12 protein-coding genes are annotated in these 18,445 nt (G+C 59.9%); 7 read left to right on the top strand and 5 right to left on the bottom strand.

Annotation, left to right across the window (positions count from 1 at the left end):
* Window positions 1-120: 120 nt before the first annotated feature.
* Both I2D41_RS05290 and I2D41_RS05285 read right to left on the bottom strand, forming a co-directional pair.
* Window positions 121-792, bottom strand: coding sequence for a thiamine diphosphokinase (locus tag I2D41_RS05290; RefSeq protein WP_195363788.1), 672 nt, complete (start codon window positions 790-792; stop codon window positions 121-123).
* Window positions 793-801: 9 nt separating this feature from the next.
* On the bottom strand, window positions 802-1,491 hold the full coding sequence (locus I2D41_RS05285; RefSeq protein ID WP_195363787.1) for an HAD family hydrolase: 690 nt from the start codon (window positions 1,489-1,491) through the stop codon (window positions 802-804).
* A gap of 331 nt (window positions 1,492-1,822) precedes the next feature.
* Here I2D41_RS05285 and glgB point away from each other — a divergent pair, with 331 nt between their 5' ends.
* The 7 genes from glgB (at window position 1,823) to I2D41_RS05250 (ending at window position 15,179) form a co-directional block, all read left to right on the top strand.
* A complete protein-coding gene (gene glgB, locus I2D41_RS05280; RefSeq protein ID WP_195363786.1) occupies window positions 1,823-4,102 on the top strand; it encodes a 1,4-alpha-glucan branching protein GlgB in 2,280 nt (759 codons plus the stop codon).
* A 94-nt stretch (window positions 4,103-4,196) separates the two neighbouring features.
* Window positions 4,197-6,623, top strand: a complete 2,427-nt coding sequence (locus I2D41_RS05275; RefSeq protein ID WP_195363785.1) for a glycogen/starch/alpha-glucan phosphorylase — start codon at window positions 4,197-4,199, stop codon at window positions 6,621-6,623.
* Window positions 6,624-6,731: 108 nt separating this feature from the next.
* Window positions 6,732-7,880: a glucose-1-phosphate adenylyltransferase gene (locus I2D41_RS05270; RefSeq protein ID WP_195363784.1), complete on the top strand. Its 1,149-nt coding sequence runs from the start codon at window positions 6,732-6,734 to the stop codon at window positions 7,878-7,880.
* Between the two features lie 4 nt (window positions 7,881-7,884).
* Window positions 7,885-9,012: a glucose-1-phosphate adenylyltransferase subunit GlgD gene (gene glgD / locus I2D41_RS05265; protein ID WP_195363783.1), complete on the top strand. Its 1,128-nt coding sequence runs from the start codon at window positions 7,885-7,887 to the stop codon at window positions 9,010-9,012.
* Between the two features lie 89 nt (window positions 9,013-9,101).
* A complete protein-coding gene (gene glgA, locus I2D41_RS05260; protein WP_195363782.1) occupies window positions 9,102-11,339 on the top strand; it encodes a glycogen synthase GlgA in 2,238 nt (745 codons plus the stop codon).
* Window positions 11,340-11,557: 218 nt separating this feature from the next.
* Window positions 11,558-14,854: a 4-alpha-glucanotransferase gene (locus tag I2D41_RS05255; protein ID WP_195363781.1), complete on the top strand. Its 3,297-nt coding sequence runs from the start codon at window positions 11,558-11,560 to the stop codon at window positions 14,852-14,854.
* 88 nt (window positions 14,855-14,942) lie between these two features.
* Window positions 14,943-15,179 (top strand): FmdB family zinc ribbon protein, encoded by a 237-nt coding sequence (locus I2D41_RS05250; protein ID WP_195363780.1) that lies wholly within the window; start codon window positions 14,943-14,945, stop codon window positions 15,177-15,179.
* A 161-nt stretch (window positions 15,180-15,340) separates the two neighbouring features.
* Here the strand turns inward: I2D41_RS05250 and I2D41_RS05245 are convergent, their stop codons facing one another.
* The 3 genes from I2D41_RS05245 to def form a co-directional block, all read right to left on the bottom strand.
* Entirely contained in the window at window positions 15,341-16,741 is a 1,401-nt protein-coding gene (locus tag I2D41_RS05245; protein ID WP_195363779.1) for an RsmB/NOP family class I SAM-dependent RNA methyltransferase, read from the bottom strand.
* The gene (gene fmt / locus I2D41_RS05240) at window positions 16,738-17,658 is read right to left on the bottom strand and encodes a methionyl-tRNA formyltransferase (protein ID WP_195363778.1); all 921 of its coding nucleotides are present in this window, start codon (window positions 17,656-17,658) and stop codon (window positions 16,738-16,740) included. The genes I2D41_RS05245 and fmt overlap by 4 nt, the downstream gene beginning before the upstream one ends.
* A gap of 325 nt (window positions 17,659-17,983) precedes the next feature.
* The coding region (def, locus tag I2D41_RS05235; protein WP_195363777.1) for a peptide deformylase at window positions 17,984-18,445 on the bottom strand (462 nt) is incomplete at its 5' end.

Genomic DNA, 18,445 nt, shown 5'->3' with positions numbered 1-18,445 from the left:
CCCTGACCTCTTGACTGCCAGTCAAGCGCTCTCCCAGCTGAGCTACGCCCCCGTGACGAGGAGTTACTATAGGAGAAGATCTTCGGGGATGCAAGAGGGAATTTTAGATTGATTTCCGCCTTACGGGTTTTCCTGGGACGGAGTAAAACCCTGATGCAGCAAATAACCGATCGCAATGCCTTGGTGAACTTGGATCTTGGCCGTTTTCCGGACGACGTTAGAGATGCCTGTGTCGGCTAACAGGCCCAGGGGGCTGTGGTCTAGTTCCCATTCTAGGCCGCACTCGCTTACCTCGGTGTTGGGAGCGATGGCGATGATGGAGAAGGTTTTGCCCTCGGCGCCCTCGATGGTCCAGGTCTCGTCTTGGTGCAGGATTCTGCCCGTCACTTCGTCTTCTTCGATCCAGACGGGGGAGTCCGCATAGCCTGCCAGTAGCCCTAACACAGACAGGGCCATGTCCGGGCGGCCGCCGGTGGCGCAGGTTGCCACCACTTCGGCACCCGGCCAGCGGCGGCAGATGGTGTCTAGGGCTAGCGCTAGATCAGTGTAGTCCTTGTAGGGGTTGTGGCGTTCTACTTCAAAATCGGCAGCGGCATCGACCAGAACACGTCCCTCATCGCTAACGGTGTCGGCGTCGCCCACGTAGACGTCGCAGCTCAGGCCAGCGCCCAACAGGGCGTCCAGACCGCGGTCTACGGCTACGATGTGGTCGCACTCCCCTGCCAGCTGGCGAAGCAGATCCGCGCTCGCCACCACCGGCGAGCCGCAAACCACTAATACTTTACGAGCCATGGCCCTCGCCTAGCCCTCAAACGAAAGCACGCGGGCCAGGTCCAGGTCCTCATAGTTGTCGATAAAGATGTCGCAGTTGGAACGCACCTCGTCGCGCTCCATACGGCCGCGCGGGTCATAGACGCCCACGCGCTTAAAGCCTGCAGCGCCAGAGCTCTTAAGCCCAAAGACAGCATCCTCAAACACCCACGCGCGCTCAAACTTGTGCCCATGGCGCTCTTCCAGGCAACGCAGCGCCAGCTCGTACACATCGGGGAATTGCTTGGAGCGCCCCGCCTCGCCTGTCGTGGTAACAAATTCCATGTAAGCGTCGAGCCCGGCACTAGCGAGCGCGGACTGCACCAGTTCGGCCGGCGTGGACGTGGCCACGCACATGGCAATGCCCGCCGCCTTCGCCTGCTCCAAAAATGCCAGGAGTCCCTCGCGCGGCGGCACCTTGGAGTACCCATCAATCAGAATCTCACCCAGCTCGCGATACAGCTCCTCGCCATTCGCGCCAATGCCCCACGTGTCGTGATAGGCCTGGCACTCATCCTCCAGCGAAAGATGCTCAAACTGGGCAAAATCGTCGACCGTCACATCAATGCCATGACGGCGCAATAACTCGGTCTGCGCATGGCCCCAGACGGGGGAGCTATTAACCAGTGTTCCGTCGCAATCGAAAATAAAAGCAACACTTGGAGCAGCGATGTGGTTCATAAACGAGCCTTTCGATGTCAAATGGTAAACAACCTGCTAAAAACGTTTTACCAAACGTAAGCCTATCAGTTTTGAAACCCTAATTGGTAAAACTGTCAAGGGTTTTACCACAGCAATTCTGCCAGTGGTATAAACATGTCGCTTACCGATTAAACGCCCCCGCAAATCCGCTTTCGTCCATAAAACTAACGCACAGGTGTTATCGTAGTTTCTGCCGAAAGTTCCACCGAGCACGCGAGGTGGAACGAATCATAGAACTATCGCCGTCCCTTCGATTCGTGCAGCCTTGGACCTTTCGCATCTAGTCACCAAGGCAACACGCTGCCGTGTCATGATGGGATCAAACGTGAGCGATACAAAGCTAAAGCCAGCAACCAAAAAGCCCGCTACCCGTAAAGCCGCCCCGCATGCACCGGAGCTCACCGAGGACGATGTCTACCTGTTTGGCATCGGCACGTGGGAGCGCAGCTGGGAAAAGATGGGCGCTCACCCCGACACGCAGAACCGTACGCGCGGCTGGCGTTTTTGCGTTTGGGCGCCCGACGTAAAGAGCGTCCATGTCATTGGCGAATTTAACGACTGGGATGAGCAAGCCAACCCGCTGGTGCCCATGCATACGAGCGCTATTTGGGAAGGCTTTATTCCCGGTGCCGAGCAGGGCCAGCTCTATAAGTACCTTATCGAGACCAACGAGGGCAAAAAGCTCTACAAGGCCGATCCGTACGCCTTTAAGGCCGAGTGCCCTCCGGGTACCGCCAGCGTGCTGTGGACCCTCGATGGCTACAAGTGGAACGACGCCGCGTGGCTCAAGCGCCGCGCCAGCCACAACCACATGTCTCAGCCCCTTAACATCTACGAGGTGCATATTGGCTCGTGGAAGCGCCACGGCGACGCGCCGCAGGGCGAGCCGGACGAGTACGGCAACTACCCCGGACCCATGGATCCTTTCCCCGCGCAGCGCGGCGAGTTCTACACCTACGACGACCTGTCGGTGGAACTTGTGGACTACGTGCGTGACATGGGCTATACGCATATCGAGGTCATGCCGCTTATGGAGCACCCCTTCGACGGCTCCTGGGGCTACCAGACGACCGGCTACTATGCCGCCACGTCGCGCTACGGCAACCCACAGCAACTCATGCACTTTATCGATGCGTGCCACGAGGCAGGCATCGGCGTGATCATGGACTGGGTACCCGGCGGTTTTTGTGCCGACTCCCACGGCCTTGCCACCTTTAACGGCCACATGCTGTTTGAGCACGAGATTCACCCCAACTGGGGCACGCACAAGTTCGACTTCGCCCGCGGCGAGGTCCGCTCCTTCCTGGTCTCAAACGTGCTGTACTGGCTCGAGAACTTCCACGTGGACGGCATTCGCATGGACGGCGTGTCCAGCATGCTGTACCTCAACTTTGGCATCGACGATCCGGGACAAAAGAAGTTCAACAAATACGGTACCGAGGAGGATCTGGACGCCAGCGCGTTTATCCGTCAGGTCAACTGCGCTGTAGAGGCGCACTACCCCGACGTGATGATGATGGCCGAGGAGTCTACCGCGTGGCCGCTCGTGACCTATCCGCCGCAGGACGGCGGCCTTGGCTTCCACTACAAGTGGGACATGGGCTGGATGAATGACACCCTGCACTACATGCAGACCGATTTTCCGTGGCGCCCCGGCAACCACGGCCTGCTCACGTTCTCCATTATGTACGCCTTTACCGAGAACTTCATTTGCCCGCTGAGCCACGACGAGGTCGTGCACGGCAAGTGCTCGCTGATTGGCCGCATGCCGGGCGACTGGTGGCGCCAGTTTGCCGGCCTTCGCACGCTGGCCTTCTACCAGATGACGCATCCCGGTGCCAAGCTCAACTTTATGGGCAACGAGATCGGCCAGTTTATTGAGTGGCGCTACTACGAGTCTATCCAGTGGTTCCTGACCGAGGAGTACGAGACTCACAAGCATCATCAGGCGTTTATCAAGGCGCTCAACCACCTATACACCGCCGAGCCCGCCCTGTACGAGCGTGGCTACACCGACGACGGCTTTACCTGGATCGATGCGGACAACTCCAAGCAGTCCATCGTGAGCTTTGTGCGCCAGGGCGAGGATATCGACGACGACCTGGTGATCCTGATCAACTTTGACCCGGCGAGCTACGAGAGCTTCCGTGTGGGCGTGCCGCGCGAGGGTGACTGGGAGGTCATCTTTGACTCCGATCGTCCCGAGTTTGGCGGCAGCGGCTATGCCGGCGAGGAGCCCTACACCTGCTCGAGCGAGCCCTATCCCTGGAACGGGCAAATGGACTCCATCGAGATTAAGGTGCCCGGCCTGGCAGGCGTGGTGCTTAAGCGCCGCGGTCCCAGCAGCTACAAGCCGCCGGTGGTTGAGGAGCCCAAGGCTGCGCCCAAAAAGCGTACATCCACGGTGAAGCCAAAGCCCGCGGCTGCCAAGAAGGCTCCGGCCAAGGCGAAGGCTACGACCACCAAGGCCAAGCCCAAGACCGCTGCTAAGCCCACTGCCAAGGCTTCCGCGACCAAGAAGTCGTCTGCCAAAAAGGCCGCTACCAAGGCCAAGTCTGGTTCTGTTACGTCGTCTGTCAAGGATGCGTAACAAAGCCGTTACAGCTGTAATTACCCGCCTCACCGAGGCGTAGGATAAAAGACATAACCGTTCCGGGAGAAACATCCCCGGGGGAAAGGAACGTATGAATAAGATCTTCGACAACAAGCAGGAGTTTACCGAGCTCTATCGCGATGCCGTCATGAGCATTAGCGGCAAGAGCGTCGAGGCTGCCAGCGACCTTGACCGCTTTAACGCCCTGGCCAAGCTCGTGGCCGAGAAGGCCCGTACCGTTGCCACCAAGAGCGACGCCCGCGCCACCGCCGAGGGCAAAAAGCGCGTGTACTACTTCTCGATCGAGTTTTTGATCGGCCGCCTGCTCGACAACTACCTGCTCAACTTTGGCGTGCGCGACATGGTCGCCGAGGCGCTCGACGACATGGGTTTTGACCTGTCCGTCATCGAGAACCAGGAGCCCGATCCGGCTCTGGGCAACGGTGGCCTGGGCCGTCTGGCCGCGTGCTTCCTGGATTCCATGGCAGCCGAGGGCATTGCCGGCTACGGCAACGGCATGCGCTACCGCTATGGCCTGTTTAAGCAGGAAATCGTTAACGGCAGCCAGGTCGAGGCCACCGACGAGTGGCTCACCCACGGCTATCCCTGGGAGGTCCGTCGTCAGGACAAGGCCGTGACCATCAAGTTTGGTGGCCGCGTTGAGGGCTTTGAGGAGGACGGCCGCACGTTCTACCGCACGGTGGACACGCAGGACATCCTGGCTGTTCCCTACGACATTCCCGTCGTTGGCTATGCCGGCGAGACCGTCAACAAGCTACGCGTCTGGGCCGCCGAGCCGGTCGAAGAGCACTTCGATCTGGAGGCCTTCAACCGCGGCGACTATGCCCTGGCCGACGCCGAGCGCGCCGAGGCCGAGGCCATCAGCGCCATCCTCTACCCCAACGACGCCGGCGAGCACGGCCGTCTGCTGCGCCTGAAGCAGGAGTACCTGTTTGTCTCTGCCGGCATTTACAGCCTGCTCGACACGTTTGAGAAGGAGCACGGCGAGAACTGGGAGCTGCTGCCGCAGTTTGTTGCCATCCACACCAACGACACGCACCCCGCCATGTGCGGCCCCGAGCTCATGCGTATCCTCATCGACGAGAAGAAGCTCGAGTGGGACGATGCCTGGAACATCGTGACGCAGGTCGTGAGCTACACCAACCACACCATCCTGCCCGAGGCTCTGGAGAAGTGGCCCATCGGCACGTTCTCCAAGCTCCTCCCCCGCGTGTACCAGATCATCGACGAGATCAGCCGTCGTTGGCACGAGTCGTTCGACACCACGCAGGAGGGCTGGCAGGAGCGTCTGCGTCAGACTGCCATCCTGTGGGACGGCGAGATCCGCATGGCCAACCTGTCTGTGATCTGCAGTCATAGCGTCAACGGCGTGGCCAAGATCCACTCCGATATCATCAAGAACATCGTGCTCAAGGACTTCTATGCCCTGACGCCCGAGAAGTTCAACAACAAGACCAACGGCATCTCGCACCGTCGCTTCTTTGCCGAGGCCAACCCCACCTATGCCAAGCTCGTCACCGATGCTATTGGCGACGGCTGGCTCAAGGATGCCTTTGAGCTGGAGAAACTCAAGGAGTTCCAAAACGACAGTGAGTTCCTGAAGGCCGTGGGTGCCTCCAAGCGCGCCAACAAGGAGCGCCTGGCCGCCTACGTCAAGGCCGAGACCGGTCTGGTCATTGACCCCAACACCGTCTTTGATGTTCAGGTTAAGCGCTTCCATGCCTACAAGCGTCAGCTCATGAACATCATGAAGGTGATGGACATCTACAACCGTCGCATCGCCGATCCCAACTTCCACGTGACGCCGACGACCTTCATCTTTAGCGGCAAGGCTGCCTCGAGCTACACCTTCGCCAAGGAGACCATCCGCCTGATCAACTCGGTGGCCGACGTCATCAACAACGACGCCCGCGTGAACGAGGTCATGAAGGTCTGCTTTATCCCCAACTTCCGCGTGAGCAACGCCCAGCTCATCTACCCCGCTGCCGAGATCTCTGAGCAGATCTCCACGGCCGGCAAGGAGGCCTCGGGCACGTCCAACATGAAGCTCATGATGAACGGCGCCATAACGCTGGGCACCCTCGACGGCGCCAACATCGAGATCGCCGACCTGGCCGGCCGCGAGAACGAGGCCATCTTTGGCCTGACCGCTCCCGAGGTCGAGCAGCTCTGGGCATCTAACAGCTACTTTGCGTGGGATACGCTCAACAACGACCGCGAGCGTCTGGGCCGCGTGATGGACGAGCTCAAGGACAACACCTTTGCGGGTCTTTCGGGCAACTTCGAGAGCATCTACAACGAGCTCATGAACAACAACGACCCCGACCTGGTCATGGCCGATTTCCGCAGCTACGTGGATGCGTGGGAGAAGCTCACCGGCAGCTATGGCGACCAGGAGACCTGGAACCGCAAGGCGCTGCTCAACACCGCGTCCTCCGGCTGGTTCTCGAGCGACCGCACCATTCGCGAGTACCGCGACGAGATCTGGCACGCGTAAAGGCGCACGAGCTCCCCTATGCCAGCACGGCATTACTCGACGGGCGTGACGTTACGCCGCGCCCGTCGCTAATGGGTTTAAGAACATCGATGACAGAAGGAGAAATCGATGAGTAAGAAAGAATGCATCGCGATGCTCCTCGCAGGAGGACAGGGCAGCCGATTGGGGGCACTCACCCAAAAGATCGCCAAGCCGGCGGTTAGCTTTGGTGGCAAGTTCCGCATTATCGACTTTTCGCTCTCCAACTGCTCCAACTCGGGCATCGACACGGTGGGCGTTCTGACGCAGTACCGTCCCTACCTGCTGCATGCCTATGTGGGCTCCGGCGAGGCCTGGGATCTGGACAGCCGCGACGGTGGCGTGTCGATCCTGCCGCCGTACGAGACGCAGACCGGCGGCGCCTGGTATGCGGGCACGGCCGACGCCATTACGCAGAACCTCGACTACATCAAGGCCAACGACCCCGAGTACGTCCTGATTCTTTCGGGCGACCACCTGTATCGCATGGACTACCGCAAGATGCTCAAGACGCACATTGAGAACAACGCCGACCTCACGGTGAGCGTTATGCCCGTGCCGTGGGAGGAGGCCAGCCGCTTTGGCATCCTGACCACCGACCCCGAGGACGGCCGCATCACCAAGTTTACCGAGAAGCCCGATAAGCCCGATTCGAACCTCGCGTCCATGGGCATCTACATCTTCTCGGCCGACGTGTTAATCGAGGCGCTCGAGGAGGACGCTCTGGACCAGCGCTCGAGCCACGACTTTGGCAAGGACATCATCCCCAAGCTACTCGGCGAGGGCAAGCGCCTGTACAGCTACGAGTTCCACGGCTTTTGGAAGGACGTCGGCACCATCGCCAGCTTCCACGAGACCTCGATGGACCTGCTGGGCAACAACCCCGAGTTCGATCTGTTTGACAAGAACTTCCCCATCATGTCCAACATCACCACGCGTCCGCCGCACTACATTGGCCCGGACGGCCGCCTGGACGACTGCCTGGTCTCCAACGGCTGCAAGATCTACGGCACCGCTCGCCACTCGATTCTTTCGACCGACGTCATCATCGAGGAGCGCGCCGTGGTCGAGGACTCCGTGCTGCTGCCGGGTGCGCACGTTAAGAGCGGCGCGCACATCTGCCGCGCTATTTTGGGCGAGAACTCCACGGTCGAAGAGGGCGTGAAGCTCGGCTCTGTCGATACCACCAAGGATACGGCCGTCGTTGGAAATGACGTCGTTATCGGGAAGGGGGAATGATCCGATGATCAATCGCAAGGCCATCGGTTATATCACCGCTAACTACTCTTCGACCTACGGCAGCGTGCTGCTCAAGGACCGCCCCATTGCGTCCGTTCCGTTTTTGGGCCGCTACCGCCTGATCGACTTCCCGCTGTCCAACATGATGAATGCCGGCATTAAGACCGTCGGCGTCGTCATGCCGGGCAACTACCGCTCGTTGATCGACCACGTGGGCTCGGGCAAGGACTGGGGCCTGGACCGCAAGAAGGGCGGCCTGTTCATGGTGCCCGGCAACGCGTATGGCACCACCAAGGGCGGCATGCGCTTCCTGCTGCGCGACATCATCTCCAACAAGACGCTGTTCCAGCGCTCGGACAAGCCCTACGTTGTGATGATGGGCACCAACATCATCTTTAACATGGACCTCAACACCATCATCGACGCGCACGAGAACTCCGACGCTCAGATGACCGTGGTGTACTGCAAGGCCACGCGCAATGTTGATGACGAGACCAAGCTCGAGATTAACGAGAACGGCCGCCTGACGGGCGTGAGCGCCGGCGTCGTGTACGGCGACAACGCCTCTATGGACTGCTGCATCGTCAACCGCGAGACGCTGCTCGAGATTATCGATCACTACCAGGCAGCTGACTATCTGGACCTGCTCGAGGCACTCCAGGGCGACTTTGGCAACATCGACGTGTGCAGCTACGAGTACAAGGGCGAGGTCGTGGGCGTGTTTAGCGAGAAGTCGCTGTATCGCCGCAGCATGGACCTGCTCGACCAGACCGTGGCCGACCAGCTCTTTGACCCCGAGCGCCCGATCCTGACCAAGGCCCACGACGTGCCGCCTTCGCGCTATGCGACCGGCAGCCACGCGTGCAACTCGATCATCTCGGCCGGCTGTATCATCAAGGGCACCGTGCGCAACTCGATCCTTTCGCGCGGCGTTGTGGTTGAGGAAGGCGCTTCGGTGACCAACTCGATCATCAACCAGAGCTGCATCATCAAGAGCGGCGCCCGCGTTGAGAATGCCATCCTGGACAAGAACAACGTGGTTCCCACCAACACCGAGCTTCGCGGCACGCCCGAGAACATCCTGGTGCTGGGCAAGGCTCCGTTAACTCCCGATACCACCATCGTGCATTAACGTAGGCACCGCAACATCGCTCGTAACATGCAGAATAGCCGCCCGGTATGCGCCAGGCGGCTATTCTCGAATTGCAACAGGGAGACAATATGGCAGATTCCAGCAAAAAGATGCAGATCGTGTTTGCCTCGGCCGAGTGCGCACCGTTTGTAAAGACCGGTGGCCTGGGCGACGTGGCGGGCTCGCTGCCTGCGGCGCTTGTGCGCGCCGGCGCCGAAGTCATCGTGATGGTGCCCAAGTACGCCACCATCAAGGACGAGTACAAGGCGCAGATGGAGCACTTCTCCGACTTTTACGTGAGCCTGGGTTGGCGCAACGAGTACTGCGGGCTCGAGAAGCTCGAGCACGACGGCGTCACCTATATGTTCATCGACAACGAGCGCTACTTTGCGCGCGACTATCCGTATGGTTTCTTTGACGACGGCGAGCGTTTTGCGTTCTTCTCCAAGGCCATCACCGAGAGCCTGCAGCACTTGCCCGAAGGCTTTGAGTGCGACATCCTGCACTGCAACGACTGGCAAACGGCACTGGCGCCCGTGTTTTTGCGCGAGTTCTACCAGGGCCTGCCCCTGTATGACCACGTCAAGACCGTCTTCTCGATCCACAACGTGGCGTTCCAGGGCCAGTTTAGCGATACCGTGATGGAGGACATCCTGGGTGTGGCGCACATTCCGGCGGCCGCTTCGCAGCTGCGTTGCGACGCCTGCAGCATCAACTACATGCTGGGCGCCCTGCGCTATGCCGATGCTATCACCACGGTGAGCCCCACCTATGCCAACGAGATCCAGACGCCTGAATTTGGCGAGGGCCTGGACGGCGTGCTGCGCGAGCGTTCGTACGCGCTGCAGGGCATTTTGAATGGCATCGACGTCGCGGGCTTTGACCCGGCGACCGACAAGCGCATTGCCGCCAACTACACCGTGGAGGACCGTTCCGGCAAGGCCGTATGCAAGGCCAAGCTGCAGGAAGAGCTGGGGCTCGAGGTTCGCGACGACCGTCCGCTCATGGTGATGGTCACGCGTCTGACGCGCCAGAAGGGCCTAGACCTGGTCATGTACGCGCTCGACCGCATCCTGGCCGGCGGCGTGCAGGTGGCGGTGCTGGGCACCGGCGACCGCGACTACGAGGACGGCCTGCGCTACTTCCAGGACAAGTACCCCGGCACCATGGCCGCACGCATCGAGTTCGATCCGGCGCTGTCGCAGCGCATGTATGCTGCCGCCGACATGTTCCTGATGCCTTCGAAGTTTGAGCCCTGCGGCCTGTCGCAGATCATCGCCATGCGCTACGGCACGCTGCCCATCGTGCGCGAGACTGGTGGCCTGAAGGACACCGTGATTCCGTACAACGAGTTTACCGGCGAGGGCACGGGCTTCTCGTTTAGTAACTTTAACGGCGACGAGATGGGCGATGCGGTATTCCGCGCGGCGCGTCTATTCTGGGATAACCGCGACGCCTGGAACCAGCTGGTCACGCAGGCCATGAGCCAGGACTTTAGCTGGACGCGCTCGGCCGACAAGTATCTGGACCTGTACTTCTTTATGCACCCGGAGATTGAGAGGCCGGCGGCTGTGGTTGAGACTGCGGCTGAGGAGCCTGTGGCGACTGATAAGGAGCCCGCTGCTGCCGAGGAGCCCAAGACTGAAGAGAAACCGGCTGCCGAGGCCGAGGTTAAGCCCGCGGCTAAGCCTGCTGCCAAGAAGACGACGACCCACAAGACGACAGCTAAGAAGGCCACAACCACGAAGGCCGCTGCTAGCAAGACAACCGCTGCTAAGGCAACGTCCACGCGCAAGCGTACGACCGCTGCAGCCAAAAAGGCCGCCGAGGCCGAGGTCGCTCCCGAGGTAAAGGTCGAGCCCGCGGCAAAGGCTCCGGCCAAGACCTCTACCAAGAAGACGGCTGCGACCAAGACCACGACCACCAAGAAGGCCGCGGCTACGAAGTCGACGACGACCAAGGCCGCTATGAAGACCACCACGAAGGCTGCTGCAAAGCCCGCCGTCAAGGTCGAGGAGGCGGGTGCCGAGCCCAAGACCGAGGCAAAGCCGGCCGCCAAGACCACCATGCGCAAGCGCACCACGACGACCAAGAAAACCACGACCAAGGCCGCTGCTCCCAAGGCAGAGGCTAAGGCCGAGGACAAGCCCGCAGTAAAGGACGGGCCGGCAACGAAGGCCGCCGAGGTTAAAACCGCTCCCAAGGCTAAGGCAAAGACCGAGTCAGCCAAGGAGACCCCGATCTCCCCCGCCACTCCGGCCGAGGAAAAGGCTCCGACCAAGAAGACATCAGTCCGCAAGGCCACGGCCACCCGCAAGCGCCGCTAGCCCACAGGCGATCCAAAACCCAATCAAACCCTAAGTAAGGGGCGCTCCAACCGGGCGCCCCTTCTCTGTAGATAGTTGGTAAAACGATTTTCTAGGACAACCGTTCGCCGATGGTAAACGGATGTTGTTTATACAGCCTGTGTACAACAGATATACTTACATCCTGTGCGTAAAGCCCATGGCCCGCACGCCATGATTGTATAGAACTGGACCGTACTATGAGATTGATACACAACAGCCGTCTGCCGCAGTTTCGCACTCCGTTTGGCGCTGTGACCACAGGAACCACCCTTTCGCTCTCCGTGATTCTGGAGGATGCCGATCCCGCGCAGGCAACGCTTACGCTGCGCACCTGGGTCGATGAGATCGGTGAGTCTCGGTATCCCATGACGCACGAGGGCGACGGCATATTTACCGTAGAGCTTGAGTGCACCGAACCCTGTCTTATCTGGTACAGCTTTATCTGCAATATCGAGGGCCAGCCCGAGGTTCGTCTGGGCGCACCGCAGGGCCGCACCGGCGGCGAGGGAGTAACCTACGACTACGCTGAGGTGCCGTCATTCCAGGTCACCGTCTACAAACACCGTGAGAACCGTCCTACCTGGTACGAGCGCGGTATGGTCTACCAGATCTTCCCCGATCGCTACGCCCGCGACGAAAAATGGCGCGAGCGCACGCTGGCAGAGGTCGATAAGCCGCGCAACGGAATCCAGCGCCGCATGGTCGAGGACTGGAACGAGCCGCCCGTGTACGAGCGCGCCGAGGACGGCTCCATCAAGACCTGGGACTTCTACGGCGGATCGCTCAAGGGTATCCAGGAAGACCTGCCTCGCATCGCCGAGCTGGGCTTTACAGCCATCTACCTCAACCCCATTTTTGAAGCCGCGAGCAACCACCGCTACGACACCGCCGATTACACCAAGATCGATCCGATTCTGGGCACCGAGCAGGACTTTACTGAGCTGTGCGAGGCGGCCGAGAAGCTGGGCATTTCCATCATTCTGGACGGCGTCTTTAACCACACGGGCGACGATTCGATCTACTTCAACCGCTACGGTAACTACCCCGGAGTGGGCGCATGGCAAAGCGAAGATTCGCCGTGGCGCGATGCGTTTTATTTCCACGAGGACGGCTCGTACGACTGTTGGTGGGGCGTGGGCAATATGCCCGCCATCAATGAGAGCTCCGAACTGGTACGCGAGCGGCTCCTGGGCAAGGACGGCGTGATTCGTAAATGGCTACGTGCCGGCGCTCATGGCTGGCGCCTGGATGTGGCCGACGAGCTTTCCGATGACTTCCTGACCGAGATTAAGAAGGCAGTACTTGCCGAAAAGCCTGACGCACTGTTGCTCGGCGAAGTCTGGGAAGATGCCTCCAACAAGATCAGCTACGGCCATCTGCGTCGCTATCTGCAAGGCTCCGAGCTCGACTCGGCCATGGATTACCCCTTCCGCGACATGGTCATTGGCTTTTTGATGGGTTACAAAAACGCTTACCAAGCTGCTGAAGATATCGAGACCCTCCGCGAAAACTATCCGCGTGAGGCCCTGTCTTGCGCGCTTAACCTGCTGTCGAGCCATGACCGTCCGCGCATTATCTCGGTGCTCGGCGGCGGCCCCGACGAATCGCAGCTGCCTGAATGCGAGCGCAGCAAGTGGCGCTTGGACGAGAACGCGATGGGCCTGGCCAAGAGCCGTTTTTGGCTCGCGACGCTCATGCAGATGACGTTCCCGGGCGTTCCCTCAATCTATTACGGTGACGAGTACGGCTTGGAGGGACTCACCGATCCGGGCAATCGTCGCACCATGCCGACCAAGGAAGACCTGCACGACTTCGATACATTTGCGATCGTCAAGAACGCATCTGCTGTGCGCCGCGCGCTGCCGTTTATGATCGATGGCGAGATCAAGGCCTTTGCACTCAATGATGAGGTGCTGGCCTACAACCGTACGGGCAAGGACGGCGATTCGGCGACCGTTATCATCAACCGCAGCCTGCGCAACTCGCATCGTGTGACCATTCCGGCACTCGGCGAATGTGCGAGCGATGTAATCAGCGGTCACGAGTGCGAGATCCACAACGGTACGGTCACACTCGACCTGTATCCGCTGGGCTCGTCGATCATCTATCACCATGCCGAGCAGCGCCTGCAGGAGCCGCTCGATCACGGCGCGGGCGTCGTGTGCCATATCACTTCGGTGCCCACCGACGACGGCAAACCCGGCACCATCGGTGCGCCGACGCGTCGCTTTATCGACCATCTGGCCGCCATGGGCATGCGCTACTGGCAGGTCCTGCCCGTTAACCCGACGGACTTCTTCCGCTCCCCTTACGCTGGGCCTTCGGCCTTTGCGGGCAATATAGACCTGCTGCCCGAGAGCCAAGAGGAGCTGGCGGCCGACTTTGAGACTTGGAAAGCCCGTGGCGGCGAAGATGCCGATCCGCTGTACACCGCGTTTAAACATCGCAATGCCGATTGGCTCGAGAAATACTGCGTCTACATGGCCGTTAAGAAGTACTTTGAGGGCGAGTCGCGCCACGATTGGCCGGCAGATGTCGCTCGCTACAACGAGCATCTGATCGACGACAAGCGCTTCCACGACGAGGCCGAGCTTCAGGCGTACATGCAGTATCGCTTTGACCTGGCTTGGTGCGAGCTCATGAACTATGCGCACAAGAAGGGCGTCGAGGTTATCGGCGATATTCCTATGTACGTGTCTGACGATTCGGCGGATGCGTGGAGCGAGCCCGAGAACTTCTGGCTGTCAGATACCGGCAAGGCGATTGAGATTTCCGGCGCGCCGCCCGACAACTTTGCGCCCGAGGGCCAGGTGTGGGGCAACCCGACGTTCCGCTGGGACCACATGAAGCAGAACGGCTATTGCTGGTGGATGGATCGCCTGCGCCGCGCGTTCTCGCTCTACGACCGCGTGCGTCTGGATCACTTCTTGGGATTCCACAGCTACTTTAGTATCCCCGCGGGCAAGGCTTGCGCCGACGGTCGCTGGCTGGCGGGCCCGGGCAAGGACCTGTTCCAGACCGCCTATGACGAACTGGGTCCGCTCAACTTTATCGCTGAGGACTTGGGCTATCTGACGCCCGGTGTTCGCGCCATGGCATCGACCTGCGGTTTCCCCGGCATGGACGTGCTGGAGTTTAGCGACTACGACGTTCGTTGCGGTGTGCATCCCACGCCCGGCAAGATTCTGTACACCTCGACGCACGATACGTCGACGCTGGCCGGTTGGTGCACCCGTACCTTTGCGGGCGGCGATGAACCGAGCGGTGTTGAGGTGGCGGCCAAGCTGATGAGCGACGCGCTGGCAAGCGACGCTCCCCTGGTGATGATGCCACTGCAGGACGTGCTGGGGCTGGGCGACGACGCGCGCATGAACGTGCCGGGCGTGGCCACGGGCAACTGGACCTGGCAGGCTGACGAGGCGGACATTGCAGCCGCCGAGGGCAAAACCGCGCGGCTCCTGCGCAACAACCATAGATTCTGGGGCGAAGCGTGATAAAACCCCCGATATAGGGTACAGTTACAGACGTTTGAATTTTTGCGGGCAGAGTAATCTGCCCGCTTTGTGCTGAAAAGGAAGTATTATGGCGCGCTACGATTACAAGTGCTCGAGCTGCGGCAACGTGTTTGAGGTTGAGCATCCCATGTCCGAGACTCCCGAGGTCATGTGCCCCAGCTGCGGTGCCCCGGCGGCCAAGACGTTCTCGGCCAGCGGCATTAAATTTGAGGGCAGCGGTTTCTACAACACCGACCAGCGAAGCGGCGGCTCCAGCACCAACGCCACGAGCGGCTGCTGCGCCAATTGCCCGCATAGCCACTAGAAACCAAGCAGCCCCGCGATCAACGCCGATCGCGGGGCTATTTCTTTGCTCTATGGGTGGCTAATCAAGCTACCCAGGTTTCCTTGTGAGTTGCGGTGAAATAAGGACTGTTTGGTGGGTGGAAGCCGCTATTCAATCCTTATTTCACCGCAACTTAGTCGTTACTTGTGGACCAGTCTGGCGCAGAAGTGACCGTCGTAGGAATCGGCGTTTACCGGCACGCTTTGGAAGAGGCCCCGATCGTTCTGGCGTACGGAAACGAGCTTCTTGGCCTGATCGAACTCAGGGAGTTGCAGAATCTGTGCCTCGGAAAGCGGTGCCACGCTAAAGCCGGCGCCCTCAGGAGAAGCAAGGAAAGCATCCACCACCTGCGTGTTCTCCTCGTCGAAGACCGAGCACGTCGCATAGATGAGCTCGCCGCCGGCAGCCACGCGCGCGGCGGCTTCCTTGAGCATCGACAGCTGCAGTTTAGGCAGCTCAACCGTCACATCCTTTTCGGTCAGACGCCACGGGATCTCGGGATGACGACGCATGGTTCCGGTGCCCGAGCACGGCGCATCGATAAAGACCGTGTCGAATTTAACCGGCTCGCCAAGCATGGCATCAAACGATGTGAGCACCTCATCAAGCTCGCATGCATCGCCCGAAACCGTGCGAACGCCCTGAATACCCGCCTTATGCAGGCGAGCGAGATTCAGGTCACACTTGCGATCATGCAAATCGAGCGCCGTATGCTGACGCTCATACCCCGCACGCTTGGCCTGACACATCATCACATAGGTCTTGGTGCCACGACCGGCACCAATCTCAAGACAGCTACCAGGGCGCGTGGCAGCTGTGGCGATAAGCTGCGCGTTAAGGTCCGAGGCCACCGCGGCAGCACGCTCAAACACACCCGAAGCAACGGTAACCTGGGCATCAACCGGGGCATGGCAGCCCGGGAAGACAGGCGCGACGAGCTGCGAGATATACGGATCGGGCTTGGTCGCAAAGGCGTTCTCATGCAGGGCCAGTGGCGCGGGGGCCAGATTGCCGGCAAAGTTAAGCGCACCCTCTGGAGTGTCGAACGATGCCATAATGCGAGCGCACAGCCAACGCGGCAGTCCCATCAGGCGCGACAGACGAACCAGGCGTCGCTCAGACTCATCTACATCGGACGCCGTGGCAAAGTCCTCAACGTTGTCCGCGACCTTATGCAGCACGGCATTGGCCAAACCGGCGGCAGACTTAGCTCCGCTGCGCACCAGCTCAACGCCCTGACTCACCGCAACGCGACCAAGCGTATGCAGATAGAGCATCTCGAAGGCCGAGATACGAAGCGCCATGCGAACACGCGGTGCAACCTTTTTAGGCTTATCGAGAAACTGATCGAGCAGTTCGTCCAAAATACCCTGCGTCGCGGCCACACCAAGCGCCAAGCGAGCTGCAAAAGCGGAATCGCGCTGGTCAATAGCCTTGGCCGATGCGCGAGAGGACAGCACGTCGCGCGCATACATGCCGCGGCGATCGGCCTCCATCAGCACATCGAGTGCAAGCTTGCGCGCGGGAGACAGCTTGCTCATGACAAAACACCCCAGATAAGATCGGCGCCTTGCAGCCCAGCAGCCCAAGCAGAAGCGGCCATGGCACGCTTGCCATCGGGCTTAACCTCGAGCAGTTCAACCGCACCATCGGAAAGGCCAAGGAAAACACGCTTATTCTTAACGTCAACGCCGCCCTTGCCAAGCGAAACATCGGCCAGCGCAGCATCGAGCACACGCACGGTCTTGCCGGCAATCACGCAACGAGCAGGCGCGGTATCGGACGAAGCGAGCACATGACGCACGCAATCGAGCGCAGCCATCTGCGGATCCAGACGCATCTCCAGCTTGGAAATCTTGGCAGCATGGGTGACGAGCGACTCATCCTGCTCAGTCCACACGGCGGTGCCATCGGCAAGAGAAGGAAGCGTATCGGCAAGCAGTTTGCCGCCAAGCTCACCAAGCTCCATGGTCAGCGCCTCAGCGTTCTTACCGGAAACCGACGTGGAAGCCTGAGCACAATAAGCACCAGTATCCACGCCATGTCCAATGCGCATAATGGAAACGCCAGCAACCTCATCACCAGCAAGAATCGCACGCTGAATAGGAGCGGCGCCACGCCAACGAGGCAGCAAAGACGCATGAACATTCACAATACCAAGCGGCGCCATGTGAAGAACCTCATCGGGCAAAATGCAACCATAAGCAGCCACACAGAAAATATCGGCTTGCGCAGCTTGGAGAGCCGCAACAACCTCGGCCGTCATACGATTAGCCTCAATGACCGGCAACTCTAGCTCAAGTGCCTTAGCCTTAACAGGAGACGGCTCCAACTTTTTACCACGCCCACGAACAGCATCGGGACGAGTAACAACAAGCGCAATCTCGTTTCCAGCTTCGACAAGCGAAACCAGCGAAGGCACAGCAAAATCAGGCGTACCCATAAACACAATACGCATAAAGAACGTCTCCCCTCAACCAAAGCCGAGACGGCTACAAATTAACAGCGGAAAGCCGAGTCACCAGCCCATCCGCAATAACAATTCAACAAGAACAAATATACCCAAAACCAAAGAAAGAGCCGCAATAAAAGCAGCTCTTTCAGCAAAGCAATTATCAGCGAAGACGCCCCTCCCTGGCCCAACGGCACCCGGGCGAACCGAGCCAGAACAACGCAGTCCCCGGTGCTGAGCGCCCACATATCGTCCCGCGCGCAGTTTCGCAGCGCAGCGAGAATGTTTGAGCACGGGATGATATAGGCGGGCGCCCCGGTGACGGACAAACCTACTCCGTCTCGCCCGGTCGAGCGCCGCGGGCCAGGGCGTCCTGGTACTCCTTGACTGCCTTGAGCCTCTGCATCGGCTTCAGTCGCTCGAACATGGTGTTACCGTGCAGGTGATCGATCTCGTGCTGCAGGCACACGCAGAACAGGTCGCCCGAAGCCTCATAGCGAATCAGGTTGGCGTCCAAGTCGTACGCCTCGACGACGATATGATCGGGACGCTCGATCTCGCAGCTAATGCCAGGAATGGAAAGGCAGCCCTCGCTAAAGGGCACAAGATGGTCACTCTGCTCAACAATGACAGGGTTGATGAGCACGTAGGGGTCGTAGTCGTTCTTGTCGCTGTAGTCGCAGTCGATGATGACGAGCTGAATGAGCTCGCCGATCTGCGGGGCAGCCAGGCCGCAACCGCCGTTCTCGAACATCATCTTCTTCATCTTCTCGGCAAGCGCCTCGATCGCCGG

This window comes from Collinsella aerofaciens (assembly GCF_015552075.1).
Lineage (GTDB): Bacteria > Actinomycetota > Coriobacteriia > Coriobacteriales > Coriobacteriaceae > Collinsella > Collinsella aerofaciens_Y.
The sequence above is the reverse complement of the archived record's forward strand: the minus strand, read 5'-3'. Positions and strand labels throughout refer to the sequence as shown.

Coding starts and splice junctions, on each gene's coding strand:
- I2D41_RS05290 (WP_195363788.1), bottom strand. CDS start 792: ATGGCTCGTAAAGTATTAGTGGTTTGCGGCTCGCCGGTGGTGGCGAGC.
- I2D41_RS05285 (WP_195363787.1), bottom strand. CDS start 1,491: ATGAACCACATCGCTGCTCCAAGTGTTGCTTTTATTTTCGATTGCGAC.
- glgB (WP_195363786.1), top strand. CDS start 1,823: ATGATGGGATCAAACGTGAGCGATACAAAGCTAAAGCCAGCAACCAAA.
- I2D41_RS05275 (WP_195363785.1), top strand. CDS start 4,197: ATGAATAAGATCTTCGACAACAAGCAGGAGTTTACCGAGCTCTATCGC.
- I2D41_RS05270 (WP_195363784.1), top strand. CDS start 6,732: ATGAGTAAGAAAGAATGCATCGCGATGCTCCTCGCAGGAGGACAGGGC.
- glgD (WP_195363783.1), top strand. CDS start 7,885: ATGATCAATCGCAAGGCCATCGGTTATATCACCGCTAACTACTCTTCG.
- glgA (WP_195363782.1), top strand. CDS start 9,102: ATGGCAGATTCCAGCAAAAAGATGCAGATCGTGTTTGCCTCGGCCGAG.
- I2D41_RS05255 (WP_195363781.1), top strand. CDS start 11,558: ATGAGATTGATACACAACAGCCGTCTGCCGCAGTTTCGCACTCCGTTT.
- I2D41_RS05250 (WP_195363780.1), top strand. CDS start 14,943: ATGGCGCGCTACGATTACAAGTGCTCGAGCTGCGGCAACGTGTTTGAG.
- I2D41_RS05245 (WP_195363779.1), bottom strand. CDS start 16,741: ATGAGCAAGCTGTCTCCCGCGCGCAAGCTTGCACTCGATGTGCTGATG.
- fmt (WP_195363778.1), bottom strand. CDS start 17,658: ATGCGTATTGTGTTTATGGGTACGCCTGATTTTGCTGTGCCTTCGCTG.